The organism is Rhizobacter sp. (assembly GCF_031412495.1).
Taxonomy (GTDB): domain Bacteria; phylum Pseudomonadota; class Gammaproteobacteria; order Burkholderiales; family Burkholderiaceae_C; genus Schlegelella_A.
In genome coordinates, this window is the sequence record NZ_JANODC010000218.1 from 1 (window position 1) to 26,158 (window position 26,158).

General features: G+C 70.9%; 16 protein-coding genes. 11 read left to right on the top strand and 5 right to left on the bottom strand.

Features of this window, described 5'->3' with window-relative positions; translation table 11 throughout:
* The 3 genes from AC30N0_RS08160 to AC30N0_RS08170 all read left to right on the top strand — a co-directional run.
* Positions 1-971 (top strand): acetyl-CoA C-acetyltransferase (locus AC30N0_RS08160; protein ID WP_489517426.1); only part of this gene is annotated, 971 nt, incomplete at its 5' end.
* A gap of 13 nt (positions 972-984) precedes the next feature.
* Positions 985-1,728 carry an acetoacetyl-CoA reductase gene (gene phbB, locus AC30N0_RS08165; RefSeq protein ID WP_489517427.1) on the top strand — a complete coding sequence of 248 codons (744 nt, stop codon included), beginning with the start codon at positions 985-987 and terminating at the stop codon, positions 1,726-1,728.
* Between the two features lie 335 nt (positions 1,729-2,063).
* Entirely contained in the window at positions 2,064-9,731 is a 7,668-nt protein-coding gene (locus tag AC30N0_RS08170) for a PilC/PilY family type IV pilus protein (protein ID WP_489517428.1), read from the top strand.
* Positions 9,732-9,785: 54 nt separating this feature from the next.
* Here AC30N0_RS08170 and AC30N0_RS08175 read toward each other — a convergent pair whose 3' ends face one another.
* Entirely contained in the window at positions 9,786-12,383 is a 2,598-nt protein-coding gene (locus tag AC30N0_RS08175; RefSeq protein ID WP_489517429.1) for a [protein-PII] uridylyltransferase, read from the bottom strand.
* An 8-nt stretch (positions 12,384-12,391) separates the two neighbouring features.
* Positions 12,392-13,198, bottom strand: coding sequence for a type I methionyl aminopeptidase (gene map / locus AC30N0_RS08180; protein WP_489517430.1), 807 nt, complete (start codon positions 13,196-13,198; stop codon positions 12,392-12,394).
* A 98-nt stretch (positions 13,199-13,296) separates the two neighbouring features.
* Here map and purL point away from each other — a divergent pair, with 98 nt between their 5' ends.
* Positions 13,297-17,355: a phosphoribosylformylglycinamidine synthase gene (purL, locus tag AC30N0_RS08185; protein WP_489517431.1), complete on the top strand. Its 4,059-nt coding sequence runs from the start codon at positions 13,297-13,299 to the stop codon at positions 17,353-17,355.
* A gap of 89 nt (positions 17,356-17,444) precedes the next feature.
* On the opposite strand, the gene AC30N0_RS08190 is transcribed toward purL, so the two are convergent.
* Complete coding sequence (locus tag AC30N0_RS08190; protein ID WP_489517432.1) at positions 17,445-17,933, bottom strand: hemerythrin domain-containing protein; 489 nt, start codon at positions 17,931-17,933, stop codon at positions 17,445-17,447.
* A 117-nt stretch (positions 17,934-18,050) separates the two neighbouring features.
* Here AC30N0_RS08190 and AC30N0_RS08195 point away from each other — a divergent pair, with 117 nt between their 5' ends.
* Entirely contained in the window at positions 18,051-19,241 is a 1,191-nt protein-coding gene (locus tag AC30N0_RS08195; RefSeq protein WP_489517433.1) for a pyridoxal-phosphate-dependent aminotransferase family protein, read from the top strand.
* Positions 19,242-19,256: 15 nt separating this feature from the next.
* Here the strand turns inward: AC30N0_RS08195 and AC30N0_RS08200 are convergent, their stop codons facing one another.
* Positions 19,257-20,045: an SDR family NAD(P)-dependent oxidoreductase gene (locus AC30N0_RS08200; RefSeq protein ID WP_489517434.1), complete on the bottom strand. Its 789-nt coding sequence runs from the start codon at positions 20,043-20,045 to the stop codon at positions 19,257-19,259.
* Positions 20,046-20,120: 75 nt separating this feature from the next.
* Here AC30N0_RS08200 and AC30N0_RS08205 point away from each other — a divergent pair, with 75 nt between their 5' ends.
* From AC30N0_RS08205 to upp, 6 genes are read left to right on the top strand one after another with little or no spacing between them, the layout of a single operon-like run.
* Positions 20,121-21,176: a type III polyketide synthase gene (locus AC30N0_RS08205; protein WP_489517435.1), complete on the top strand. Its 1,056-nt coding sequence runs from the start codon at positions 20,121-20,123 to the stop codon at positions 21,174-21,176.
* Positions 21,173-21,967: a methyltransferase domain-containing protein gene (locus tag AC30N0_RS08210; protein ID WP_489517436.1), complete on the top strand. Its 795-nt coding sequence runs from the start codon at positions 21,173-21,175 to the stop codon at positions 21,965-21,967. The genes AC30N0_RS08205 and AC30N0_RS08210 overlap by 4 nt, the downstream gene beginning before the upstream one ends.
* Positions 21,967-23,223, top strand: a complete 1,257-nt coding sequence (locus AC30N0_RS08215; RefSeq protein ID WP_489517437.1) for an NAD(P)/FAD-dependent oxidoreductase — start codon at positions 21,967-21,969, stop codon at positions 23,221-23,223. Before AC30N0_RS08210 ends, AC30N0_RS08215 begins: the two co-directional genes overlap by 1 nt.
* 55 nt (positions 23,224-23,278) lie before the next feature.
* Positions 23,279-24,016 carry an acetyltransferase domain-containing protein gene (locus AC30N0_RS08220; protein ID WP_489517438.1) on the top strand — a complete coding sequence of 246 codons (738 nt, stop codon included), beginning with the start codon at positions 23,279-23,281 and terminating at the stop codon, positions 24,014-24,016.
* 26 nt (positions 24,017-24,042) lie between these two features.
* Entirely contained in the window at positions 24,043-24,810 is a 768-nt protein-coding gene (gene rlmB, locus AC30N0_RS08225; RefSeq protein WP_489517439.1) for a 23S rRNA (guanosine(2251)-2'-O)-methyltransferase RlmB, read from the top strand.
* A 7-nt stretch (positions 24,811-24,817) separates the two neighbouring features.
* Entirely contained in the window at positions 24,818-25,444 is a 627-nt protein-coding gene (gene upp / locus AC30N0_RS08230; protein WP_489517440.1) for a uracil phosphoribosyltransferase, read from the top strand.
* 18 nt (positions 25,445-25,462) lie between these two features.
* Here upp and AC30N0_RS08235 read toward each other — a convergent pair whose 3' ends face one another.
* Complete coding sequence (locus AC30N0_RS08235; RefSeq protein WP_489517441.1) at positions 25,463-26,038, bottom strand: chromate transporter; 576 nt, start codon at positions 26,036-26,038, stop codon at positions 25,463-25,465.
* Positions 26,039-26,158: the final 120 nt, after the last annotated feature.

The following is a 26,158-nucleotide window of genomic DNA, read 5'->3' on the forward strand; positions in this document are numbered from 1 at the left end:
TCGTCAAGGCGGGCCTGCCGGAGAGCGTTCCCGGTCTCACCATCAACGCCGTCTGCGGCTCCGGCCTCAAGGCGGTGATGCTCGCGGCGCAGGCGATCGGCGCCGGCGACAGCCGCATCGTCGTCGCCGGCGGCCAGGAGAACATGAGCGCCGCCCCGCACGTGCTGCTCGGCTCGCGCGACGGCCAGCGCATGGGTGACTGGAAGATGGTCGACTCCATGATCACGGACGGCCTCTGGGACGTCTACAACCAGTTCCACATGGGCATCACGGCGGAGAACGTCGCGAAGCTGCATTCGGTCTCGCGCGAGAAGCAGGACGCGCTCGCGCTCGCCTCGCAGCAGAAGGCCGCCGCGGCGCAGGAAGGCGGCCGCTTCAAGGACGAGATCGTCGCGATCACGATGCCGCAGAAGAAGGGCGACCCGATCGTCTTCTCGGCCGACGAGTACATCAACCGCAAGACCAGCGCCGAAGCCCTGGCCGGGTTGCGCCCGGCTTTCGACAAGGCCGGCACCGTGACCGCGGGCAATGCCTCGGGTCTCAACGACGGCGCGGCGGCGGTGATCGTGATGAGCGCCAGGCGCGCCGAGCAGCTCGGGCTGACGCCGCTGGCCCGCATCGCCAGCTACGCGACGGTCGCCCTCGACCCCTCGATCATGGGCATGGGCCCGGTGCCGGCGTCGCAAAAGGCGCTGCAGCGCGCCGGCTGGAAGGCGCAGGACCTCGACCTCCTCGAGATCAACGAGGCCTTCGCCGCGCAGGCCTGCGCCGTGAACAACGAGATGGGCTGGGACACGAGCAAGGTCAACGTCAACGGCGGCGCGATCGCCATCGGCCACCCGATCGGCGCGTCGGGCTGCCGCATCCTGGTCACGCTGCTGCACGAGATGGGGCGGCGCAATGCGAGGAAGGGCATCGCCTCGCTGTGCATCGGTGGCGGGATGGGCGTTGCCCTCTGCGTCGAGCGCTGAGGGACGGGGCACGATGGCGGAGCGCAGGAAGGTCGCTTATGTGACGGGAGGCATGGGCGGGATCGGCACCTCGCTCTGCCAGCGCCTGCACCAGGACGGCTTCACGGTGATCGCCGGCTGCGGGCCGAGCCGGGACCACGCCAAGTGGCTGGCCGAGCAGGCGGCCCTCGGTTTCACGTTCACCGCATCGGTGGGCAACGTCGGCGACTGGGACTCCACGGTGGCGGCGTTCCGCCAGGTCCGGGATGCGCACGGCCCGGTCGACGTGCTCGTCAACAACGCCGGGATCACCCGTGACGGCATGTTCCGGAAGATGGCCCGTGCCGACTGGGACGCCGTCATCGAGACCAACCTCACCAGCCTCTTCAACGTGACCAAGCAGGTCATCGACGACATGGTCGACAACGGCTGGGGCCGCGTCATCAACATCTCGTCGGTCAACGGCGAGAAGGGCCAGTTCGGCCAGACCAACTACTCGGCGGCCAAGGCCGGCATGCACGGCTTCACGATGGCCCTGGCCCAGGAAGTGGCGAGCAGGGGCGTCACCGTCAACACGGTCAGCCCCGGCTACATCGCCACCGACATGGTGAAGTCGATCCGCCGCGAGGTGCTCGACAAGATCGTCGCCAACATCCCGATCAGGCGCCTCGGCACGCCGCAGGACATCGCGTCGATCGTGTCGTGGGTGGCCTCCGACGAGTCCGGCTTTGCCACCGGTGCCGACTTCTCCGTGAACGGCGGCCTGCACATGGGCTGAGGCGCCGAGCGCGCCTGTTTCTCCGGCGGGACAGGCTTCGGCCCGGCCTGCACCGGCTCTCCCCCCAGGTCTGCCGCGCCTCCCGGCGCGTGAACTACTGCCGCTCGAGCCGCGTCGGCGAGCCGTTCGCTGGCCGCAACGATCCGTTGGTCGAGTGCGCATGGATGTCATGGCGTCCCTTCATAGACTCGCGTCCGTCAAGAGCCTCCATGCGTCCTCCACCTGCATCGCCACTCGTCCAGTCCATGTTCAAAAGCACTCAAGCGCATCGCCGAACCGTCGATACGGACGCACGTGTCGCGGACGTGGGGCAACGGGTGGGCAGGGAGCAGCCGATGAAGTCGAGGCGCAGCAGGACCGCCGGCAAGGCCCGCGAGGCGCTCGTGTGGTCGCTCGTCCTGTCGTCGATGATCGCGACGCCGGTGCTGTCGGCGCAGACCGACATCTCGACCGCGCCGATCACCAGCACGAACGCGGCGCAGGTCAAGCCGAACATCATGCTGCTCATGGATACCTCGGGATCCATGGGCTGGAGCCACATGCCGGACGAGATCGAGGCCCAGGTCGGCATCGGCTCCGTCGGCTACAAGGCGGCGCAGTGCAACGTCCTGTACTACAACCGCAACCAGACCTACGCGATCCCGAAGAAGGCCGACGGCACGCAGTTCCCGACGCCTTCCTTCACGTCCGCCCGTTACGACGCCTTCGACGCCGGCTCCAGCACCACCGTCGACCTGTCGAGTGCGTTCAAGGCCTACGACAGCCAGTCGCTGCGCACGACCGGCTACGACGACACGCCGCAGCCCGCCTACTATTTCTACAAGACCGGCGGCACGGTGCCGATCACCGCCTACAACTCGTCGCCTTGCCTCGACGGCGACCCCGGCATCACCATCGCGTCGTCCGACGGCGGCACCTGGAACCGGGTCCTGGTGGGATCGGGCTCCGGCGTCGGCGGCACCGACGAGCGCGCCAACTTCGCCGTCTGGTACACGTATTACCGGACTCGCCTGCTCCTCGTCAAGAGCGCGGCCAGCCTGGCCTTCACGCCGCTGACCGACAGCTTCCGGGTCGGGTTCATCACCGTCAAGCCGAAGGACAACAAGACCGACGCCGCCATCAACCCGGCCAAGTACCTGGCCATCAACGACTTCACGACGACCCAGCGCGGCCTGTGGTTCGACAAGCTGTTCGCGCAGAAGCCGGGCGGCTCGTCGCCGACGCGCGAGGGCCTGGCCCGGGTGGGGCGCCACTACGCCGGCATGCAGGACGGCATCAACCAGGGCATGACCGGCGACCCGGTCCAGTACTCGTGCCAGCAGAACTTCACGATCATGACCACGGACGGCTACTGGAACGCCCAGGACGAGTCGACCGGCCTGGCCGGCGGCCACCTCGGCGGCCCGGTCGACATCAGCGGCAAGGTGCTGGTCGGCCAGCGCGACGGCGTGCTCGATGCCTTCTCCACGAACAACCCGTCGCCGCCGCCCGCAGCCGATGTCAACGTGACGCCGCGGCCCATCTGGGACGGCACCTTCGACGGGCTGCGCACGATCACCAGCAAGAACACGCACTACGAGTACCAGCCTTGCGGCGCCTATTACAACGTCACCACGGCGCAGGTCAACCGGTCGACCTACCAGGTGCTGGCAAACACCTCGCAGACGACCCAGAGCACGGTGCAGAACCTGCGGTCGACGGTGCAGAACCTGGAATCGACCACCCAGACGCTGAAGGTCACGTCGCAGCTGACTCGCAGCCGGGTGCAGAACCTGGCCAGCACCAACCAGAACCTGCAGAGCACGGCGCAGCGCCTGCGCAGCACCACGCAGACCACCATGAGCACGGTGCAGAACCGGCAGGCCACGACGCAGAACCGGCAGAGCACCACGCAGATCCTGCAGAGCAGCAGCGGCACCAGCGAGGTCCGCACGCGCACCGAGCAGACGGTGCGCACCCCGCGCCAGAGCACGGCGCAGAACCTGCGGAGCACCTCGCAGAACGTGCGCAGCACCTCGCAGCAGAACGAGCAGACCGTGCAGGTCCGGCGCAGCACGGTCCAGAACCTGGCCAGCACGTCGCAGATGCGCATCAGCACCTCGCAGACGACGCGACTCACGGTGCAGAACCTGCAAAGCACGACGCAGCCGCTGCAGAGCACGGTCCAGGCAACGCAGAGCACCAGCCAGGTCACCAGCACCACGAACCAGGTCATCCTCAGCACCGCGCAGATCAACCAGAGCACCTCGCAGCTGAACATCTCCACCAGCCAGGTTCGCAAGAGCACGACGCAGCTTCGCTCGTGCGATGCCGGAACCGAGCTGTGCACCCCGACCGCCGTCGGCACCTGCACGCCGGGCGGCAACATCACCTGCGAGACGGTCACCACGGGCCCGACCCTGGTCGCGAGCTGCGTCAATGACCCGGCGAGTTCCGCCAACAACTGGACAGCGACGACCTGCGCCACGACCACCACCGCGCAGACGCCGACGACCTCGTGCACGTACGCCGCCGCTTCTTCCGGCAATGGCTATACGACGACGAACTGCAACACGGTGACGACCGGGCCCACGCCCGTCGCCTCCTGCAGCGCAGCGCCGGCGAGCGCCGGCAACAACTACACGGCGACCACCTGTGCAACCGTCGTCGGCGGGCCGACACCGGTGGCCAGCTGCTCGCCGCAAGGGCCGACCTCGGGCAACAACTACACGACGACCACCTGCGGCAACAACCCGACCGGCCCCACCGGGGTTTCCTCCTGCACCAATCAGGCGGCGAGCTCCGGCAACGCCTGGACAACCACCACGTGCGGCATGGCCACGACCAGCAACGTCCCCGTGGCCTCCTGCACGCCTTCGACCGCTGCCTCGGGCAACGCCTGGACCACGACCACTTGCGGCAGCAACACCACGAGCAACGTTCCGGTGGCGGCATGCACGCCGTCGGGCCCGACGTCGGGCAACAGCTGGACGACGATCACCTGCTCGAGCAACACGACGAGCAACGTGCCGGTGGCCACGTGCTCGGCCTCGACCGGCACGTCGGGCAACAACTGGACGACGACCACCTGCGGTGTCAACTCCAGCCAGGTCCCGATCGGGTCCTGCACGGCCAGCGCTGCGACTTCCGGAAACTCCTGGACGACGACCTCCTGCCCGGTGGTGACCACCGGGCCGACACCGGTCAACCCGGCATCCTGCACCCCGGCGACCGGGTCGTCCGGCAACAGCTGGACCACGACGACCTGCCCGGTGACGAACACCGGCCCGACGGCGGTCGCCAGCTGCACGGCCGCCACGGCCGCCAGCGGCAACGCGTGGACGACGACGAGCTGCAGCACGAACAACACCACCAACGTGCCGATCGCCTCGTGCACGCCGGCAGCGGCAACCTCCGGCAACGGCTGGACGACGACCACCTGCAACAACGTGACGTCGGCGATGACCCCCGTGTCCTCGTGCACCGTCGTCGCCGCCAGCTCCGGCAACAGCTGGACGGCGACCAACTGCCCGGTCGTGACGACGGGTCCCACGGGCGTCTCCTCCTGCACCGCCAGCGCGGCGAGCTCCGGCAACAGCTGGACGGCCACGACCTGCGGCGTCAACTCGACGACCAACGTGCCGGTCGCCTCCTGCACGAGCAGCGCGGCCGCCTCGGGCAACTCCTGGGTGACGACGACCTGCTCGACCAACAACACTAGCAACGTCGCCGTCGCCTCGTGCAGCGCCTCCGGCCCCACGGCAGGCAACGGCTACACCACGACGACCTGTCCGCCGGAGACGGTGGTCAGCGGCCCCACCAACGTGTCCTCGTGTACCCCGGCTGCCGCGACCAGCGGCAACGGCTTCCAGCGCACCGACTGCCAGACCATCTCCACGGCGACGCCGGTGCAGACCGGCACCTGCACGCCGCAATCTCCCACGTCCGGCAACAACTGGGTGACGATCACCTGCAATGCTGTAGGCGCCGCCAACGTGCCGGTCGCGTCGTGCACGCCGCAGACAGCAACCTCCGGCAACAACTGGACCACGATCACTTGCGGATCCAACAACACGACCAACGTCCCTGTGGCGACCTGTTCCCCGTCGGCCGCGACCTCCGGCAACAGCTGGACGGCGACAACCTGCCCGGCGCCGGTCACGACCGGGCCGACGCCCGTCGCCTCGTGCACCCCCATCGCGGCGAGCTCGGGCAATAGCTGGACGGCGACGACCTGCCCGGCGCCGGTGACGACCGGACCGACCGGCGTCAGCAGCTGCAGCAACGTCGCCGCGAGTTCCGGCAACAGCTGGACGGCGACGGTCTGCGGTACCAACAACACGAGCAACGTTCCGGTGTCGTCGTGCTCGAACCAGGGCGCGAACGCCGGCAACCAGTACACCGCCACGACCTGCTCGAACAACGACACGAGCAACGTCCCCGTCGCGAGTTGCTCGCCGCAGACGGCGGCCAGCGGCAACAACTGGGTCACCATCACCTGTCCGACCCCGGTGACGACAAGCAACGTGCCGGTCGCGTCCTGCACCCCGGACTCCGTCGCGACGGCAGGCAACAACTACACGACGCGCACCTGCAGCGTGAACGCCACGCTGAACGTGCCGACAGGCACCTGCGTCGCCGACCCGGCGCAGTCGTCGAACAGCTGGACCGAGACGACCTGTCCGATGATCGTCACGGGCGCGACCGGCGTCGCGACGTGCACGCCCGAGCCGGCGGCATCGTCGAACCAGTGGACGGAGGTCACCTGCACGGCCAACAACACCAGCAACGTGCCGGTCGCGACGTGCTCGGCATCGGGGCCGACGTCGGCGAACGGCTACAAGACCACCACCTGCAGCACGAACAGCACCAGCAACGTGCCGGTGGCGAGCTGCTCGGTCGGCGCGCCTGCGGCCGGCAACGGTTACACGACGACGACCTGCAGCAGCAACAACACGACCAACGTGCCGGTCGCCTCGTGCACGCCGACCAGCGCCACTTCGGGCAACGGCTGGACGACTACCACCTGCCCGGTGCTGACGACGGCCGGCGGCGCGTCCAGCTGCTCGGCGAGCGGGCCGACCTCGGGCAACAACTGGACGACGACGACCTGTCCGGCCCCGGTGAGCACCGGACCGACGCCGGTCGCGTCGTGCACCGCTGCGGCGGCCGGGCCCGGAAACAGCTGGACCACCACCACCTGCGCGACGGCGACGACCTCCAGTACGGCGGCGAGCTGCAATGACCCGTTCACCGCGGCCAGCTCGACCAACAACTGGACCGCGACGACCTGCACCGTGGTCGCGGGCAAGCAGCGCGTGACGACGACCTCGACGCGGATCCGCGAGTTCTTCGTCAGCGGGGCGACGACCTCCCTGAAGAGCGACACCACGACGCCGGGCTCGCCCGTCGTCGACGCCACCTGCTACGGGCCGGGCACCGAGCCGGTGCTGCCCGTCGACGGGCCGCCGGCCTGGACCGCCGCCGACACCACCGCCTACCCGGGCTGCGGCGCCTGGCCTTGCACGATCGACGACAACACCGGCACGCCGCGAAGCATCAACTCGCTGGCCGACGTCGCCCAGTACTACTACGTCACCGACTTGCGCACGGCGACCAACGAGCCGCGCGGGGTCAACTACTACCGCGACGACGTCCCGGGCGTCGGCTCGGGCGCCGAGGACGACCGCGTCCGCTGGCAGCACATGACGACGTTCAGCATCGCCCTCGGCGTCTCGGGGTCGCTGCAGTACCGGTCCGACTACAAGACGGCGGCCACCGGCGACTTCGCCGACATCCGCTCCGGCGCGAAGAACTGGCCGCTCTGGCCGAACCCGGCGGCCGGCTACTACACGGACCCGACCAACTACAACGATCCGCGGTCGATCGACGACTTCTGGCACGCTGCCGTCAACGGTCGCGGCCTCTACTTCAGTGCCAGCAACCCGACGGCCGTGATCGCGGGGCTGTCCGGCGCCCTCGCCGGCATCAACTCCCGAATCGCGTCGTCGGCCGGCGCCGGCGCCTCCAACCTGGAGCCGGTCGCGGGCGACAACTTCGTCTACCTGGCCAGCTACACGACCCAGGCCTGGACGGGCGACGTGCAGGCGCACGAGATCGACGTCACCACCGGCGCGGTGCAGTCGCCGATCATCTGGTCGGCACAGGCCAAGCTCGACGCCACCACTTCCGCCGCCTGCGACAACCGCAACATCAAGCTGTTCCGGCAGGGCGCGACCGACAACCTGGTCAACTTCAGCTGGAACACCAAGCGCTGCGACGTCTCGGGCAATCCCACGGGCACCGCCGACACCGGCCTCGACAGCGCCGAGCAGGCGAACTTCAATGCCGCCAACGTCAGCCTGCTCAGCCAGCATCCGAGCATGACCGACGGCGTCTCGGGCCCCGACCAGCGCTCGGCGGCGGTCAACGCCAACCTGGTGAACTACCTGCGCGGACAGCGCGGCCTCGAGGACTTCACCTCCGGCGACCTGGCGAAGCTCTACCGCAAGCGCGACCACGTCCTCGGCGACGTCGTCAACGGCCAGCCGGTCTACGTGCGGGCGCCGTTCGCCAAGTTCTCCGACGCGGGCTACGCCGCCTTCAAGTCGGCGAACTCCGCCAGGGTGCCCATGCTCTACGTCCCGGCCAACGACGGCATGCTGCACGCCTTCTACGCCGGCACCAGCGCCACCGACACCCAGGGCGGCAAGGAAGCCTGGGCTGTCGTGCCGAGCACGGTGCTGCCGAAGCTCTACAAGCTGGCCGACAACAACTACAAGAACCTGCACGAGTTCTTCGTCGACGCGACGCCCACGGTCGCCGACGCCGCCATCGGCGGCACCTGGAAGACGATGCTGGTCGCCGGCCTGAACGGCGGCGGTCGCGGCTTCTACGCCCTCGACGTCACCGACCCGGCATCTCCCAAGGGCATGTGGGAGTTCAAGTGGAGCAACACCTGCTACGACCCGGCCAACGCGTCGACGGCCGGTGCCGACTGCCACATCGGCCTGTCGTTCGGCAAGCCGCTCATCACCAAGCTCGCCGACGGCCGCTGGGTCGTGATGGTGACCTCCGGCTACAACAACGTGAACGCCACCCCCAAGACCGGCGACGGCCTGGGCTACCTGTACATCCTCAACGCCGGCACCGGCGAGATCCTCTACAAGATCGCCACCACTGCGGGCAACGCGATCACGCCGAGCGGCCTGGCGCAGATCAACAACTACGTCGAGAAGGCGGAGATCGACAACACGACGGTTCGCGTCTACGGCACCGACCTGCTCGGCAACATCTGGCGCTTCGACGTCAACGACAACACCGCGCCTTCGGGCCGCGAGGCGACGCTCCTGGGCACGGCCAAGGACGCCGTCGGCAATCCGCAGCCGATCACGGTCAGGGCCGAGCTCACCCGCATCGGCGACCAGCCGATGGTCTTCGTGGCGACCGGCAAACTCCTCGGTGCGACCGACGTGGCAGACCTGCAGACGCAGTCGATCTACGGCATCGTCGACCCGGTGATCGGCACGACCGCGTTCCCGAACTTGCGCACGGCCCTGGCGCCGCTGACGATGACGCAGAGCGGCTCCGGCATCGGTGCCACGCGCACCATCGCCTGCACCGGCACCTCGGCGCAGTGCGCCTCGGCCGATGGCTGGCGCGTCGACCTGCCGGACACCGGCGAGCGCGTCAACGTCGAGATGAAGCTGCGTTCCGGCACCCTCGTCATCGGCAGCAACGTGCCGCAGATCAGCGCTTGCTCGGCCGGCGGCTACAGCTGGCTCAACTACCTCAACTGGCGCTCAGGCATGGCGGTCACCGGCGCGCCTGGGTCCGCGGTCTCGGAGCAGATCTCGAACTCGCTGATCGTCGGCCTCACGGTGATCACCATCGGCGGCGCGAGCGGCGTCCCCAAGGCGATCGTCACCACCTCCGACGGCGGCGTCGCAGTGCGGACGATCCCGAAGTGGGACGATCCGGGCAGCGCGAAGCGGACCAGCTGGCGCGAGGTCCTGGCGCAGTGAACGCCGCCGCGGCCACGATGGCCGCGGCGTCGCGCAGCTGAATCGAGGCCCCGGTCAGGCGCCGATCGCGTCGAGCATCTCGGTCTCGATCTGCAGCTGCATCCGGTTCTGCTGCAGGGCCGGCCCGTCGATCAGGAAGGTGTCTTCGACCCGCTCGCCGAGCGTCGTGATCTTGGCCAGCTGCAGATTGATGTTGTGCTGCGCGAGGACGCGCGAGATGGCGTAGAGCAGCCCCGAGCGGTCGCTCGCCGAGACCCCCAGCAGCCAGCGCTGCGCCCGCTCGTCCGGGCGCAGGGTGACGCGCGGCGTGACCGGGAACGAGCGCACGCGCCGCGACAGGCGGCCCCGGCTCGGCTCCGGCAGGGGCCCGGTCGCCTTCAGGGCCAGGGCCAGCTGGGTCTCGACGTAGCCGATCAGATCGCGGTAGGGCGGGTCCAGGTGCGGGCTGATGACGAGGAAGGTGTCGAGCGCAAAACCCGTCGTCGTCGTATGGACCTTGGCATCGAGGATGTTGAAGCCGGCGCTGTCGAAGTAGCCGCACGTGCGGGCGAACAGGTCCTGCCGGTCGGGCGCGTAGACGAGCACCTGCAGCCCTTCGACGATCGGGCTGACGCGGGCTTTCACGACGGGGTGCGGCGTATCGACGCGGTCGATCAGGGAGCGCGTGTGCCAGGCGATCTCGGCGGCCTCGTGGCGGGCGAAGTAGCTGAGCTCCAGCGTCCGCCAGAGCGGGACCTCGACCGTGCCGGGCAGCGAGGCCAGGTTCAGCAGCAGGCGCGCCTCGAGCTTGGTCGCCTCGATCTCGGCGTCGAGATTCGGGCGGGCGCCGCCGAGGGCGCGCAGGGTGAGCCGGTACAGGTCCTCGAGGAGCTTGCCCTTCCAGGCGTTCCAGACCTTCGGGCTGGTGCCGCGGATGTCGGCGACGGTGAGCAGGTAGAGGGCGGTCAGGCGCCGCTCGCTGCCTACGTGGGCCGCGAAATCGGCGATGACGCCGGGCTCGGAGAGGTCTTCCTTCTGGGCGATGCGCGACATCGTCAGGTGCTCGCCGACCAGGAACTCGATGAGCGGCCCGTCGTCGCTGCCGATGCCGTGGTCGCGGCAGAAGCGGCGAACCTCGCGCACGCCGAGCTCGGAGTGGTCGCCGCCGCGGCCCTTGGCGACGTCGTGGAAGAGGGCGGCGACATAGAGCACCCACGGCCGGTCGAAGGTCGACGCCAGCTGCGAGCAGAACGGGTATTCGTGCGTGTGCTCGGGGATGAGGAAGCGGCGCACGTTGCGCAGCACCATGAGGATGTGCTGGTCGACGGTGTAGACGTGGAACAGGTCGTGCTGCATCTGCCCGACGATGCGGCGGAAGACCCAGAGGTAGCGGCCGAGGATGCTGGTCTCGTTCATCAGCCGGAAGGCGTGCGTCTGCCCGCCCGGCGCGCGCAGGATCTCCATGAACGTGCGGTGGTTCACCGGGTCGCGCCGGAACTTCGCGTCCATGAGGTTGCGGGCGTTGTAGAGCGCGCGCAGCGTCCGCGCCGACAGGCCCTTCGGCCCGACGCTGCGCTGGTAGACAAGGAAGGTCTCGAGGATGGCGTGCGGGTCGCGCTGGTACAGGTCGTCGCTGGCCACCTCGAGCATGCCGCTGCGCTCGAGGAACTTCTCGGTGATGGGGCGCATCGGCACGTCCTGCAGGCCGTTGACGCGTTCCTCGATGTTGAGCATCAGGATCTGGTTGAGCTGGGTCACGGCCTTGGCCGCCCAGTAGTAGCGGCGCATGAGCCGCTCGCTGGCGCGTTGCCCGCGCACCGAGAGGTAGCCGAAGCTCTCGGCGACGGCGGTCTGCAGGTCGAACACCAGGCGGTCCTCGCGCCGCCCGGCGATCGCGTGCAGGCGGGCCCGGACCAGCTTCAGCACGCCTTCGTTGCGCTGCAGCTGGCGCACCTCGAACGGCGTGATGAGGCCGTTGCCGGCGAGCTGCTGCCAGGTCCGGCCGAGCCCGGCCGCGCGGGCCACCCAGATCACCGTCTGCAGGTCGCGCAGCCCGCCCGGGCTTTCCTTGCAGTTCGGCTCGAGCGAGTAGGGCGTGTTCTCGTACTTCTGGTGCCGCTGCCGCATCTCGAGCGTCTTGGCGCGCAGGAAGGCCTTCGGCTCCATGACCTTCGCGGTCGCCTCGCGGAACTCGTTGAAGAGCCGGCTCGACCCGCACAGGAAGCGCGCTTCGAGCAACGCGGTCTGCACCGTGACGTCCTCCAGCGCCATGGCCACGCACTCGTCGACGGTGCGCACGCTCGAGCCGATCTCCAGGCCGGCGTCCCAGCAGTCGGTGATGAAGCGGGCCGTCTCGATGCGTCCGGCCTCGGCGTCGTCGGCCAGGGCCGGCAGGACCACCAGGACGTCGACGTCCGAGTAGGGAAACAGCTCGCCCCGGCCATAGCCGCCGACGGCGACCAGGGCGGCTTCCTCCGGCATGCCGGCCTGGCGCCAAAGCTCGTGCAGGGTAAGGTCGACCTCGCGCGACAGGCCGCGCACCAGGCGCACGGCATCGCGAGCGGTCGGGCGGCCGGCCAGAAAGGCGGCGATGCGGCTCGCCTTCAGCTCGCGGAAGCGCAGCCGGGATGCGGCCGCGACGTCCGGGCCGGGCTCGGCAGCGTCGAGGCTCATGGCCGCGCTCAGGCCGCGGCGACGAAGTCGGGCGGCGGCGGCGCCCCGAGCGAGAGCGTCATCACCTCGTAGCCCGTGTCCGTGACCAGCACCGTGTGCTCCCACTGGGCCGACAGCGACCGGTCGCGCGTGACGATGGTCCAGCCGTCGCCGGCCTCGCGGATGTCGCGCTTGCCGGCGTTGATCATCGGCTCGATGGTGAAGGTCATGCCCGGCTTCAGCTCGTCGAGCGTGCCCGGCTTGCCGTAGTGCAGGACCTGCGGCTCCTCGTGGAAGCGGGCGCCGATGCCGTGGCCGCAGAACTCGCGCACGACCGAGAAGCCGTTCGCCTCGGCGAAGAGCTGGATCGCGCTGCCGACGTCGCCGAGGCGCGCCCCGGGCCGGACCTGGACGATGCCCTTCCACATGGCCTCGTAGGTCTTCTGCACGAGACGCCTCGCCGCGATCGAGCCTTCGCCCACGATGTACATGCGGCTCGTGTCGCCGTGCCAGCCGTCCTTGATGACGGTGACGTCGACGTTGACGATGTCGCCGTTCTTCAGCGGCCGGTCGTTCGGGATGCCGTGGCAGACCTGGTGGTTGATCGAGGTGCAGATCGACTTCGGGTACGGGGTGTAGCCGGGCGGCGCGTAGTTGAGCGGCGCCGGGATCGCACCCTGCTCGTGGACGATGTGATCGTGGGCGAGCCTGTCGATGGCGTCGGTCGTGACCCCGGGCTTCATGTGCGGTGCGAGCAGGTCGAGAACCTCCGCGGCCAGGCGTCCGGCGACACGCATTCCGGCGATCTCCGCTTCGTTCTTGATCGTGATCGTCATGGCCGAATTATCGCATCGGCCCCCTAGAATCGCGGGTTTCCACGGGGCCTGCCCCGCCCACCGAAGGGCGCCGCGCCCGCCCACACTCTGCCTTTCGCGTGACGACCGAGCCCCCGCATCTCGCCCGCTTCGAAGGCGCCAACGCATTGCCGGGCTTTCGCGCCGCGGCCCTTCTCGGAAGGCTGCAGCAAGCCGTCCCGCGCATCGCCGATGTCCAGGCGCGCTTCGTGCACTGGGCCTGCAGCGACGCCGCGCCGGGCGGTTCCGAGCGCGACCGGCTCGCCGCCCTGCTGCAGTACGGCGAAGCGGCGCGCCCCCGCCCCCGCCTTGCCGAGACCATCGTCATCGGCCCGCGCCTCGGCACGATCTCGCCCTGGGCCTCGAAGGCGACCGACATCGCGCGCAACTGCGGCCTGGTCGTGCGCCGGGTCGAGCGCGTCGTGGAGTACGCGCTGACGCTGAAGAAGCCGCTGCTCGGCCAGGCGCCGCCGCTCGATGCCGGCGAGCGCGCCGCCGTCGCGGCGCTCCTGCACGACCGCATGACGGAGAGCGTCTTCGCCGATGCCGATGCCGCCCGGGCCCTGTTCGCCGAGCAGCCGGCGCGGCCGAGCGAGCGGATCGACGTGCTCGGCGGCGGCCGGCGGGCACTGGAGGCCGCCAACCGCGACTTCGGCCTGGCGCTGTCTGACGACGAGATCAACTACCTGCTCGAGGCCTTCCGCGGCCTCGGCCGCAACCCGAGCGACGTCGAGCTGATGATGTTCGCGCAGGCCAACAGCGAGCACTGCCGGCACAAGATCTTCAACGCCGACTTCACGATCGACGGCGAACGCCAGGAGCGCTCGATGTTCGCGATGATCCGCCACACCGAGGCCCGGGCGCCGCAGCACACGGTAGTCGCCTACAGCGACAACGCATCGGTGATGGAAGGCGGCGAGGTCCTGCGCTGGCTTCCGCAGGGCTACACCAATGCGCCGCCCTATGCCGGCCGCCGCGAGCCGGTGCACGTGCTGATGAAGGTGGAGACGCACAACCACCCGACCGCGATCTCGCCCTTCGCCGGCGCCGCAACCGGCGCCGGCGGCGAGATCCGCGACGAGGGCGCGACCGGCCGCGGCTCGCGCCCCAAGGCGGGCCTGACCGGCTTCAGCGTCTCGAACCTGCACCTGCCCGCGCTGCCGGGCTTCCCCGACCTGAGCGGCCCGGACCGCCCCGAGCCCTGGGAGCGCGACCTCTGCGGCAAGCCGGAGCACATCGCCAGCGCCCTGCAGATCATGATCGACGGGCCGATCGGCGGCGCCGCCTTCAACAACGAGTTCGGCCGGCCCAACCTGACCGGCTACTTCCGCGTCTTCGAGCAGACCGTCGGCGGTGAGCGCCGGGGCTATCACAAGCCGATCATGATCGCCGGCGGCCTGGGCGCCATCGCCGCGTCGCAGACGACGAAGATCGCGTTCCCGCCCGGCACGCTGCTGGTCCAGCTCGGCGGCCCGGGCATGCGCATCGGCATGGGCGGGGGCGCCGCCAGCTCGATGGCCGCCGGCGCCAACGCGGCCGACCTCGACTTCGATTCCGTGCAGCGCGGCAACCCGGAGATCCAGCGCCGCGCCCAGGAGGTCATCAACCACTGCGCCGCCCTCGGCGACGCCAATCCCATCCTCGCCATCCACGACGTCGGCGCGGGCGGCCTGTCGAACGCATTTCCCGAGCTGGTCGACGGCGCCGGCCGCGGTGCCGCGATCGACCTCGCCCGCATCCCGGTCGAGGAGAGCGGCCTGGCGCCGAAGGAGGTCTGGTGCAACGAAAGCCAGGAGCGCTACGCCCTGGCCGTCTCGGCCGACGCCCTGCCGATCTTCGAGGCGATGTGCCGTCGCGAGCGCTGCCCCTACGCGGTGATCGGCACGGCGACCGAGGCACCGCGCCTCGTCATGGCGCCCGTCATCGACATGCCGATGCAGGTGCTGCTCGGCAAGCCGCCGAAGATGCACCGCGAGGTGCGGCGTGGCCGCGTCGATGTTCCGCCGCTCGATCTCGGCGCTGCGCTCCTCGAGCGGGTCGCCTTCGACGTCCTGCGCCACCCGACCGTCGCCAGCAAGCGCTTCCTGGTCACGATCGGCGACCGCACCGTCGGCGGCCTGTCGAGCCGCGATCCGATGGTCGGGCCGTGGCAGGTGCCGGTCGCCGACTGCGCGGTCACGCTGGCCGACTTCGAAGGCTTCGCCGGCGAGGCGATGGCGCTCGGCGAGCGAACGCCGCTGGCGGCGATCGACGCGCCGGCGTCGGGGCGGATGGCGGTCGGCGAGGCCATCACCAACCTGCTCGCCGCGCCGATCGAGCTCGACCGCGTCAAGCTGAGCTGCAACTGGATGGCCGCGTGCAGCGACGACCCGCACGGCCGCGCCGGGGCCGGCGCCTTGCCGGCCAGCACCGGAGACATGCCGCCGCCGCCCGGCGACGACGCCGCGCTCTACGACACCGTCCGCGCCGTGGCGATGGAGCTCTGCCCGGCGCTCGGCATCGGCGTTCCGGTCGGCAAGGACAGCCTGTCGATGCGCACGCGCTGGGCCGGCGAAGGCGGCGCGGCGAAGCAGGTGACGGCGCCGGTGAGCCTCGTCGTCACCGCCTTCGCCACGGTCGCCGATGTCCGTCCGGCATCGACGCCGCAGCTGCTGCCCGGGGACACGACGCTGCTGCTCGTCGACCTCGGGCGCGGCCGCATGCGGATGGGCGGCTCGATGCTGGCGCAGGTGCTCGGCCAGTTCGGCAACGAGGTGCCGGACCTCGACGAGCCGGCTTTGCTGAAGGCGCTGGTCGAGGCCGTCGGGCGCCTGCGCGCCGCCGGGCTCGTGCTGGCCTACCACGACCGCAGCGACGGCGGCCTCTGGGCGACGGTGTGCGAGATGGCCTTCGCCGGCCACCTCGGCGTCAGCCTCAACGTCGACCTGCTCGTCACCGAGAGCGACGGCATCGCCGACAGCCGCGCCGACACGGGCGACGCGAAGAACTGGGCGACCCAGGTCGGCGCCCGCCGCGACGAGCTGACCCTCCGCGCGCTCTTCAACGAGGAGCTGGGCGCGGTGATCCAGGTGCCCACCGCGCGCCGCGACGAGGCGATCCAGGTGCTGCGCGGCGCCGGCCTCGGCCGGCACAGCCACGCCATCGGCAAGACCAACGACCGCGGCGCGATCGAGGTGTGGCGCGATGCGAAGGCGGTGTTCCGGGCACCGCTGCGCGAGCTCCACCAGGCCTGGGACGAGGTCAGCTGGCGCATGTGCCGGCTCCGCGACGACCCCGCCTGCGCCGATGCCGAGCACGAGGCGGCCGGACGCAGCGACGACCCCGGGCTGCACGTCCACGCCGCGGAAGGCCGGCCGGTGGCGCCGGCGCTCGTCGGCACGCGGCCGAAGCTGGCGGTGCTGCGCGAGCAGGGCGTCAACAGCCATGTCGAGCTCAGCTACGCCATGGACCAGGCCGGCTTCGACACCTTCGACGTGCACATGACCGACCTGCAGGCCGTGCGGGCCCGGCTCGACCAGTTCCAGGGCTTCGTCGCCTGCGGCGGCTTCAGCTACGGCGACACGCTCGGCGCCGGCGAGGGCTGGGCCCGCTCGATCCTCTTCAACGCCCTGCTGGCCGACCAGTTCGCCGGTTTCTTCGCCCGGCCGGACGCCTTCGCGCTCGGCATCTGCAACGGCTGCCAGATGATGGCCGCGCTCGCCGCCATGATCCCCGGCGCCGAGGCCTGGCCGCGCTTCACGCGCAACCGCAGCCAGCAGTTCGAGGCCCGGCTCAGCCTGGTGGAGGTCGTTCCCTCGGCGTCGATCTTCCTCGGCGGGCTGGCCGGCAGCCGCATCCCGGTGGCGGTGGCGCACGGTGAGGGCTACGCCGATTTCTCGCAGCGCGGCGACCCGGCCCGGGTCCACGCGGCGATGCGCTTCGTCGATCACCGCGGCGTCGCCGCCGAGGCGTACCCGGCCAATCCGAACGGAAGCCAGGGTGGCCTGACCGGGGTGACCACGGCCGACGGCCGCTGGACGGCGCTCATGCCGCACGCGGAGCGTGTCTTCCGCAACGTGCAGATGAGCTGGACGTCGGGCGACCGCAGCGAGCGCAGTCCCTGGATGGCGATGTTCGAGAACGCCAGGGGAGCCCTGTAGACGGAGGGCGTTCGGCCAGGCGACCTTCGTGCAGGCGGTGGACGTCGGTGAAGCGCAGCTGACACGATCGCCGGGCCGCGCCCGGGACGCTACTTCAGCGGCGCGGCCTTCTCCGTCTGCTCGGTGACGGCCTCGCGCGGCTCGCCCTCGCGCTGCAGGCGCTTCTGCAAGGCGATCATCTCCGCGCCCAGCGCCTCGAGCTGCGCCGCGTCGAGGAGCTTGCGCACCTTGGGAAAGAGGTTTTCCTCCTCTTCCTCATGGTGGTGCTCGCTCTGCTCCTTGAGCACCTTGAACTTCGGCTCGAAGGTCTGTGCGCCCGGCGCGAGCTCGAGCAGGTCGCTCAGCAGGCGCTTCAGAGAAAGGTGTTCCTCCAGCGACTCGAGCAGGATGTCCTCGGTGCGGCCGGCGCGGACCGCGGGATAGAACAGCTCTTCCTCGGAAGCGATGTGCACCGTCAGCAGATCGCCGACCTCGGCGAAGCGGCGCGAGCGCTCGCCGTCGTCGTCGGCCTCGAGCACCTGCTCGAGGGAGGCTTCAATGCGGCGGTGCTGGGTGACGAGAAGGTCGACTGCATTCATGGACGGTCCGGGCAAGCAAGAGGTCCCACACCCTACCGGCACGGGACGCCCATTGCAGCCGGGCCGCATCGCCAGGGCGGGTAAGCGTTGTCCGACGTGCCGGCTAACATCTTCGGCATGAGCTCCTCCGAACGCATTCCGGGCCGCCGCCTCCTGCACGCCCCGGGACCGACGCACGTGCCCGACGAGGTGGTCAACGCCATGTCGCGCCAGCCGACGGACCTGGCCGACGCCCGCCTCCTGCCGCTGATCGCCGCCTGCGAGTCGGGCCTGAAGGAAGTCCTGAAGACCGAGCGTGCCGACGTCTTCTTCTTCGCGGCCAACGGCCACGGCGGCTGGGAGGCGGTGATCGCCAACCTGGTGGCGCCGGGCACCCGGATCCTGGTGCCGGGAACGGGCAACTTCTCCGACGGCTGGGCCGAGCAGGTCGAGGCCTTCGGCGGCGTCGCGCTGCGAACGCCCTTCACCGAAGGCTTCCCGATCGACCCGGCCGCCGTCGAAGCCGTGCTCCGCGACGACAAGGACCACCGCATCGCCGCCGTGTTCGCGATCCACACCGACACCGCGAGCGGGACGACGTCGGACCTCGCGGCGCTGCGCTGCGCCATCGACGCGGCCCGCCATCCGGCCCTGTTCGTCGTCGACGTCGTGGCCTCGCTGGCGGCGGCGCCGTTCGCCATGGACGCGCTCGGCGCCAACGTCGTCATGGGGGCGTCGCAGAAGGGCCTGATGGTGCAGCCCGGCCTGGCCTTCGTCGCCGTCGACGAGCGCGCCATGGCCGTCGCGCGGGCGACGCCGACGCCGCGCTACTACTGGGACTGGGAGCGGCGCCGCCACGACACCTCGTTCCGCAAGTTCTGCGGCACCCCGCCGCTCGCCCATCTCAACGGCCTCGAGGCGGCGCTGGCGCTGATCCGGACCGAAGGGCTCGATCGGGTGCATGCACGGCACGCCCGCCTGGCCCGCGCCGTTCACGCCGCGGTGACGCGCTGGGGCGAGGCCGGGTCGCTGCGCCTCTTCACGCGGGCGCCGGAAGCGCGCTCGGTCTCGGTGACGGCGATCGAGACGTCGGCCGGGATCGACCCGGAGGCGCTGCGCACGGTGGCGCGCGAGCGCTTCCAGGTCGCCGTGGCCGGCGGCCTGGGACCGCTCGGCGGGCGCGTGTTCCGCATCGGCCACCTCGGCGACGTCAACGAGGCGATGGTCCTGGGCTGCCTCGGCGGTGTCGAGGCAGCCATGCAGGTGCGGGGCATCGCGCACGGCCGGGGCGGGGTCGAGGCGGCAATCGCATCGCTGTGCAACCGATGACTTCGAACTCGTCGGCTACTTGCCGGGAACGCGGGCCGCCTGCCGCGAGCCGAGATGGAAGCCGCTGTCGAGCAGCAGCAGCTCGCCGGTGACGGTTCGCGCGCCCTCGACCAGCCAGAGCACCGCGTCGGCGACGTCCTCGGCCGTGCTGGCTCGCCCGAGCGGCGCGTTGCCTTCGTACATGGCCCTCAGCTTCTCGTAGCCTTCGGCGCCGATGCCGTCGACGAACCATCGCGTCGTGATGAGACCCGGGCAGACTGCGTTGACGCGGACCTCGGGCGCCATCGCCCGCGCGAAGTGGAGCGTCATCGCGTTGACGGCTCCCTTCGAGGCGACGTACGCGACCGACGAGCCGATGCCCAGCGCGCCGGCGATCGACGACACGTTGACGATCGAGCCGTGCGCCGCCTTCAGGTGCGGCGCACAGGCGCGGATCATCTGGAAGGTGCCGAGCGCGTTGACCCCGATGACGCGCTGGAAGGTCTCGGCATCGATCGCGTCCCAGTTCGCCGCCCCCGCGAACGAGGTGATGCCGGCGTTGTTGACGAGCGCATCGAGGCGGCCCCAGCGGGCGACGGCCGCCTCGACCATCGCCCTGCACGCCGCGTCCTCGGCGACATCGCCCTGCTGCAGCAGGGTATCGGCGCCGGCGTGGCGGCAGGCCGCGGCCGAGTCCTCGGCCTCGGCCCGGCTCTTCGAGTAGTTGACGAGCAGGTCGTAGCCCTGCGCCGCCAGCGCCAGGGCCGTCGCCGCCCCCACGCCGGTAGCCGAGCCCGTGACGATCGCGACCTTGCGTGCACCCATGTTTGTCCTCCGATCACGAAGGCCGTAGCTTGCCACGCGACGCCTGCGAAGCCCGGGCTTTTAGAATGGGCGCGCATGTTCATCAACGGCATCGGCACCGCCACCCCGCCGACTCGCTACACCAAGGCCGAATGCCTCGAGGCATTCCACCGCTCGGCGTGGTTCGCGAAGCTCGACACCCGCTCGCACCTGATCGCCCGCACCGTCCTGCAGCGCGACAACGGCATCGAGGCGCGCCGCCTCGCGCTCGGGTCGCTCGACGAGGTGTTCACGATCGATCCCGACACGCTCGATCGCCGCTTCCTCGCCCATGCGCCGATGCTCGCGCGCGAAGCGGGCGCGCGGGCGCTCCAGGCAGCCGGCCTTCGCGCCGACGAGATCGGTGCCGTCGTCGTCAGCACCTGCACCGGCTACCTGTGTCCCGGCCTCTCGGGCTATGTCGTCGAGGGGCTCGGGCTGCTCCCGGGTGTGCAGGCCTTCGACCTGGTCGGCCAGGGCTGCGCGGCGGCCCTGCCCAACCTGCAGCTGTCGCGGGCGTTGATCGCGTCCGGCGCGGCCGAGCACGTGCTCTCGGTCTGCGTCGAGGTGAGCAGCGCGGCGATGTACCTCGACAACGACCCCGGCGTCCTGATCAGCGCCTGCCTGTTCGGCGACGGCGCCGGCGCGGCCGTCGTGTCGCGTGCCCCCGGCAACGGCCGCCGAATCGAGTGGAAGGACAGCGCCTCGCTGATCGAGCCGGGCCAGCGCAAGGCCCTGATGTTCGAGCAGCGCGACGGCATGCTGCGCAACATCCTGACGCGCGAGGTGCCGGTGCTCGCGGCCGATTACGCGCACCGCGTGCTCGCGACCGTTCTCGGCCGGGCCCGGCTGAACAGCGGCGACATCGCTGCCTGGATCATGCATGCCGGCGGCCGCGACGTGCTGCTCGCGCTCGAGCGCCGCTTCGAGCTCGATCACGAGGCCTTCGTCTACAGCGCGGCGATGCTGCGCGAGTACGGTAACCTGTCCAGCGCTTTCGTCTATTTCGTGCTCGAGGCGGCGCTGGCCGACGCCGCGCCCGGCGGCTGGTGGTGGCTCTCGTCGTTCGGTGCCGGCTTCAGCTGTCACGGGGCTTTGCTGGAGGTGGAATGAACGTTTCTTCCCGTGTCGCCGAACGACCCGTCCTGCCTCGCATCGTCGAGGCGGAGATGCTCGACAGCCTGTCGCCAGACGACCCGGCCGCGGAGCGTTCGCGCCGCGACCTCGTCCGCGTCAACCGGGTCATGGGCGCGTCGCGCGTCCTGGCGCGCGCCATGCGCACCGCCATGGCCGGGCGCATGCCCAGCGGCCGGCCGCTGCGCGTGCTGGAGATCGGCTGCGGCGACGGCGACCTGCTGCTGGCCGCGGTCGCGGGCCTCAAGGGCTGGCCCAAGGCCGACCTGACCCTTCTCGACCGCGTGCCGCTGGTCGACTTCGAGACCCAGCGCGCCTTCGCCGCGCACGGCTGGCTGGCGCGCACGGTCACCGCCGACGTCGTCCAGTGGGCGGTCGCGCCCACGTTCTGGCCGCGTTTCGACCTCGTCGTCGCCAACCTGTTCCTGCACCACTTCGACGCCGTCGGCCTGGGCGCGCTGCTCAAGGCGATCGCGCGGCGCTGCGATGCGCTCGTCGCCTGCGAGCCGCGCCGAGAGCGCCTGGCGCTGGCCGCCAGCCACCTGGTCGGCGCGATCGGCGCCAACGCGGTGACGCGCAAGGACGCCGTGCTCAGCGTGCGCGCCGGCTTCATCGACCAGGAGATCACCGCCCTCTGGCCGCGCCCGGGCCTGGGTCAAGCCGCACCCGCGGAGGACGCAGCGGGAGAGTGGCAATGCCGCGAGTACGCGGCCGGTCTCTTCAGCCACGTGTTCATCGCCACGCGAGCCGGGGCCGGCCCGGCGAGCTGATGCAGCGTTTCGACGCGGCCATCGTCGGCGCCGGGCCGGCCGGGTCGGCAGCGGCCATCCTCCTGGCCCGTGCCGGGTGGAACGTGGCCCTCGTCGAACGGCAGCGCTTTCCGCGCCGCAAGGTCTGCGGCGAGTGCATCGCCGCCCCGAACCTGCCGCTGCTCGATGCACTCGGCATCGGCGACGCGATCCGCGAGCTTGCCGGGGGGGAGCTGAGGCGCGTGGCCCTGCTGCACGGCAGCCGCACGGTGACCGCCCCCCTGCCACCCGCCGACAAGGGCGAGTCCTTCGGTCGCGCGCTCGGTCGCGAGCACCTCGACACCTTGCTGGTCGAGCAGGCGAGGGCGGCCGGGGCGACGGTGTTCCAGCCGGTCGCCTTGCATCGCTTCGAAGGCCGACCGGGCCGGTTCGCCTTTCACCTGCGCCGCACGCCGGGCGCAGGCGACGGCGTCGACAGCGTCGAGCTCGACGCCGCCGTGGCCATCGCCGCGCACGGCTCGTGGGAGCCGCTGCCGTCCGAGCGCGAGAGCCGGCGGGCTGCGCGCCGCTCCAGCGACCTGTTCGCCTTCAAGGCCAACTTCCGTGGCGTGCGCCTCGAGGCCGACCTGCTGCCGGTGCTGTCCTTCCCGGGCGGCTACGGCGGCATGGTCGTCGCCGACGGGGGCCTGGCGACCCTGGCGTGCTGCGTCCGGGAAGATCGCCTCGAGCAGCAGCGGGCGCAGGCCGGCGCGGGCCGTGCCGGCGACGCCGTCGAGGCCCTGCTGCGACGCGCCTGCGACGGAGTCGCTGCCGCGCTGCGGCCTGCCGTTCGCGAGGGGCCGTGGCTGTCCACCGGGCCGATCCGCCCGGGCGTTCGCCTCGGCGCCGGCGACGGCGTCTTTCGCATCGGCAACGCTGCCGGCGAAGCCCATCCCATCGTCGGCGAAGGGATCAGCATGGCCCTGCAGTCGGCCTTCCTGCTCGCCTCGGTCATCGGCCCGAGGCGCGGCGCCCTCGTCGACGCCGGCTCCCGGGGCGCCCCTGCGCCAGCGCAGGAGCAGGCGATCGCCGAGTACGAGTCGCTCTGGCGATCGAGCTTCGCTCACCGCCTGCGCGTTGCAGCGGTCTTCGCCCACGTCGCCATGCGGCCGTGGGCAGCGGCCGCGCTCTGGCCGCTGCTGCAGCGCTGGCCCGGCGCGCTGGCCCGCGGCGCGCGCTGGAGCGGCAAGACGCGCTGCGTGCCGCAGGCGGCCCGGCTCGCCGCGGCGAGCCGCTAGGAACGTCGAGAAGAAGGCGGGGCCCGGCCGTTCGGGCTCGGGTATCGTGCCCGCCGTGCCGTCCCTCGCCGCCGCATCCCGCCGCTTCGATCGCCTCGATGCGCTGCGCGGCCTGGCGATGGTGTGGATGGCGGCGTTCCACTTCTGCTTCGACCTCGACCACTTCGGCTTCGTCGACCAGGACTTCCGCAACGACCCGTTCTGGACCGTGCAGCGGACGTCCATCGTCACCCTGTTCCTGCTTTGCGCCGGGGCCGGGCAGGCGATCGCCACGGCCGAAGGCCAGGCGCTCGGCCGCTTCTGGAAGCGCTGGGCGCAGGTGGCGGGCTGTGCGGTGCTCGTCAGCGTCGCGTCGTGGTGGATGTTTCCTCGATCCTTCATCAGCTTCGGCGTGCTGCACGGCATTGCCCTCATGCTGATCGTCGTGCGCTTCACCGCACCGTGGGGCCGGGCCCTGCTGCCGCTCGGCCTGCTCGCCATCGCCCTGCCGCACCTGCTGCAGCACCCATTCTTCGACAGCCGCTGGACGAACTGGGTCGGCCTGGTCACGCGTCTGCCCGTGACCGAGGACTACGTGCCGGTGCTGCCCTGGCTCGGCGTGATGTGGTGGGGTGCGGCCGGGGCGCAGATCCTGCTGCGGCGAGGCCGCGCCGCCTTCGAGCGCCCGCTTCCTCCGGCGCTGGCGCCGCTCGCCGGGCTCGGCCGCTGGAGCCTCAGCTTCTACATGCTGCACCAGCCGGTGCTGATCGGCATCGTCGCGGCGGCGGCCTATCTCGCGGGCCGGCCGGGCTGAGCCGGGCGGCCGGCTACGATGGGGCGATGACTCGACAGGTCCTGTTCGGCTTCCACGCACTCGGCGTTCGCCTCAAGGTGGCGCCGCGCTCGGTCGTCGAGCTGCACGTCGATGCGGCGCGACGCGACCCGCGCATGCAGCAGTTCGTGGCCCGCGCCCGCGACGCCGGCGCGAGGCTGGTCGAGAGCGACGACCAGCGCCTGCACAAGCTCGCCGGCTCGCCGCGGCACCAGGGCGTGGTCGGCCTCGTCGAGCCGCTGCGGCAGGCGAAGTCGCTCGACGACCTGCTCGACGGCGTCGAGGCCGCGCCGCTGCTGCTCGTCCTCGACGGCGTCACCGACCCGCACAACCTCGGCGCCTGCCTGCGCGTCGCCGATGGCGCAGGGGCCCATGCCGTGGTCGCCCCGAAGGACCACGCGGTCGGGCTCAACGCCACGGTCGCCAAGGTCGCCAGCGGCGCCGCCGAGACCGTGCCCTACTTCATGGTGACCAACCTGGCGCGAACCCTGAACGAGCTCAAGGAGCGCGCGATCCGCATCGTCGGCACCGCCGAGGATGCTCCGCGCTCGATGTACGAGATCGACCTTTCCGGGCCCCTGGCGCTGGTCTTCGGCGCGGAAGGCAAGGGCATGCGCCAGCTCACGGCGAAGACCTGCGACGAGCTCGTGCACCTGCCGATGCAGGGGGTGGTCGAGAGCCTCAACGTCTCGGTTGCGAGCGGCGTCTGCCTGTACGAGGCGGCGCGGCAGCGCCGCCTGGCCGCGGCGGCGCAGGGCGGCGGCAGCAGCGCCTGAGCAGGCCATGCCGGTCGTCGAGATCACGCACCCGCTGGTCCGCCACAAGGTCGGCCTGCTGCGCGACGCCTCGCTCTCGACCAAGAGCTTTCGCGAGATCACGGCCGAGCTGGGCCGGCTCCTGACCTACGAGGCGACGGCCGATTTCCCGCTCGAGCGGGTGACGGTCCAGGGCTGGAGCGGCCCGGTCGAGGTCGAGCGGATCGCCGGCAAGAAGGTCACCGTCGTGCCGATCCTGCGCGCCGGCCTCGGCATGCTCGACGGCGTGCTCGATGCGATCCCGAACGCGAAGGTGAGCGTCGTCGGCATCGCCCGCAACCACGCGACGCTGCAGCCGGAGCCGTACGTCGATCGCCTCGCCGGCGTGCTGCACGCGCGCACGGCCATCGTGCTCGACCCGATGCTGGCGACGGGCGGCTCGATGAACTCGTGCATCGCGCTGCTGAAGTCACGCGGCGCGACCGACATCCGCGCGCTGGTGCTCGTCGCCGCGCCGGAAGGCATCGCCGCCCTGACTGCGGCTCACCCCGACGTGCGCTGCTGGACGGCGGCGATCGACAGCCACCTGAACGAGTGCGGCTACATCCTGCCCGGCCTCGGTGATGCCGGCGACCGCATCTTTGGGACGCGATGACGATCGCGGACGCCCGCGTCAGACCCAGCCGAAGGCGCCGACCACGGCGCCGAGCCCGACCAGCCAGATCGGGCTGAGCCGGGTCTTCATCATCGCGGCGATGGCGACGGCGATGAGCGCGATCGCACCCAGGGCGTGTCCGCCGCCGCCCGCGACATAGGGCTGGGCCAGGATCCATCCCGTGGCCACGAGCAGGCCGATGGTGATCGGCGTCATGCCGGTGGTGAAGGCGCGCATGCCGCGCGTCTCGCGCCGCTGCCGGCCCCAGCGCGTGGCGAGCAGGGTCAGCGTCGTCGACGGCAGCATGATGCCGACCATCGTCGCCAGTGCGCCGATCGGTCCGGCGACGTTCCAGCCGATGACGGCGACGAAGAGGATGTTCGGCCCCGGCGCGGCCTGCGCGATCGCGATCGAGGCGGTGAACTGCGCGTCGGTGATCCACGGGTGCTCGAAGACGACGTAGCGGTGCATGCCCGGCGCCGTGGTGATCGCGCCGCCGACGGCGAGCAGGCTGAGGACGAGGAAGTGCGCGAACAGGCCGAGCAGGTCGGCCGTGCTCAGCGGCGAGGCGAAGAAGGCGGCGACGCCGTCCATTAGGGCCTGTTAACGCTATGGGAGGGTTCGCGCCGGTGCGGCGCGGGCTGCAGGGCAAGGCGCCTGTGAGGCCGTGTGCCTCTGGCACACAACGAGCGGGCAACGCCGCCCTGCAGCCCG

Bases quoted from the DNA above. Each gene is read 5' to 3' on its own strand.
- phbB (WP_489517427.1), top strand. From the start codon at position 985: ATGGCGGAGCGCAGGAAGGTCGCTTATGTGACGGGAGGCATGGGCGGG.
- AC30N0_RS08170 (WP_489517428.1), top strand. From the start codon at position 2,064: ATGAAGTCGAGGCGCAGCAGGACCGCCGGCAAGGCCCGCGAGGCGCTC.
- AC30N0_RS08175 (WP_489517429.1), bottom strand. From the start codon at position 12,383: ATGAGCCTCGACGCTGCCGAGCCCGGCCCGGACGTCGCGGCCGCATCC.
- map (WP_489517430.1), bottom strand. From the start codon at position 13,198: ATGACGATCACGATCAAGAACGAAGCGGAGATCGCCGGAATGCGTGTC.
- AC30N0_RS08190 (WP_489517432.1), bottom strand. From the start codon at position 17,933: ATGAATGCAGTCGACCTTCTCGTCACCCAGCACCGCCGCATTGAAGCC.
- AC30N0_RS08195 (WP_489517433.1), top strand. From the start codon at position 18,051: ATGAGCTCCTCCGAACGCATTCCGGGCCGCCGCCTCCTGCACGCCCCG.
- AC30N0_RS08200 (WP_489517434.1), bottom strand. From the start codon at position 20,045: ATGGGTGCACGCAAGGTCGCGATCGTCACGGGCTCGGCTACCGGCGTG.
- AC30N0_RS08205 (WP_489517435.1), top strand. From the start codon at position 20,121: ATGTTCATCAACGGCATCGGCACCGCCACCCCGCCGACTCGCTACACC.
- AC30N0_RS08210 (WP_489517436.1), top strand. From the start codon at position 21,173: ATGAACGTTTCTTCCCGTGTCGCCGAACGACCCGTCCTGCCTCGCATC.
- AC30N0_RS08215 (WP_489517437.1), top strand. From the start codon at position 21,967: ATGCAGCGTTTCGACGCGGCCATCGTCGGCGCCGGGCCGGCCGGGTCG.
- rlmB (WP_489517439.1), top strand. From the start codon at position 24,043: ATGACTCGACAGGTCCTGTTCGGCTTCCACGCACTCGGCGTTCGCCTC.
- upp (WP_489517440.1), top strand. From the start codon at position 24,818: ATGCCGGTCGTCGAGATCACGCACCCGCTGGTCCGCCACAAGGTCGGC.
- AC30N0_RS08235 (WP_489517441.1), bottom strand. From the start codon at position 26,038: ATGGACGGCGTCGCCGCCTTCTTCGCCTCGCCGCTGAGCACGGCCGAC.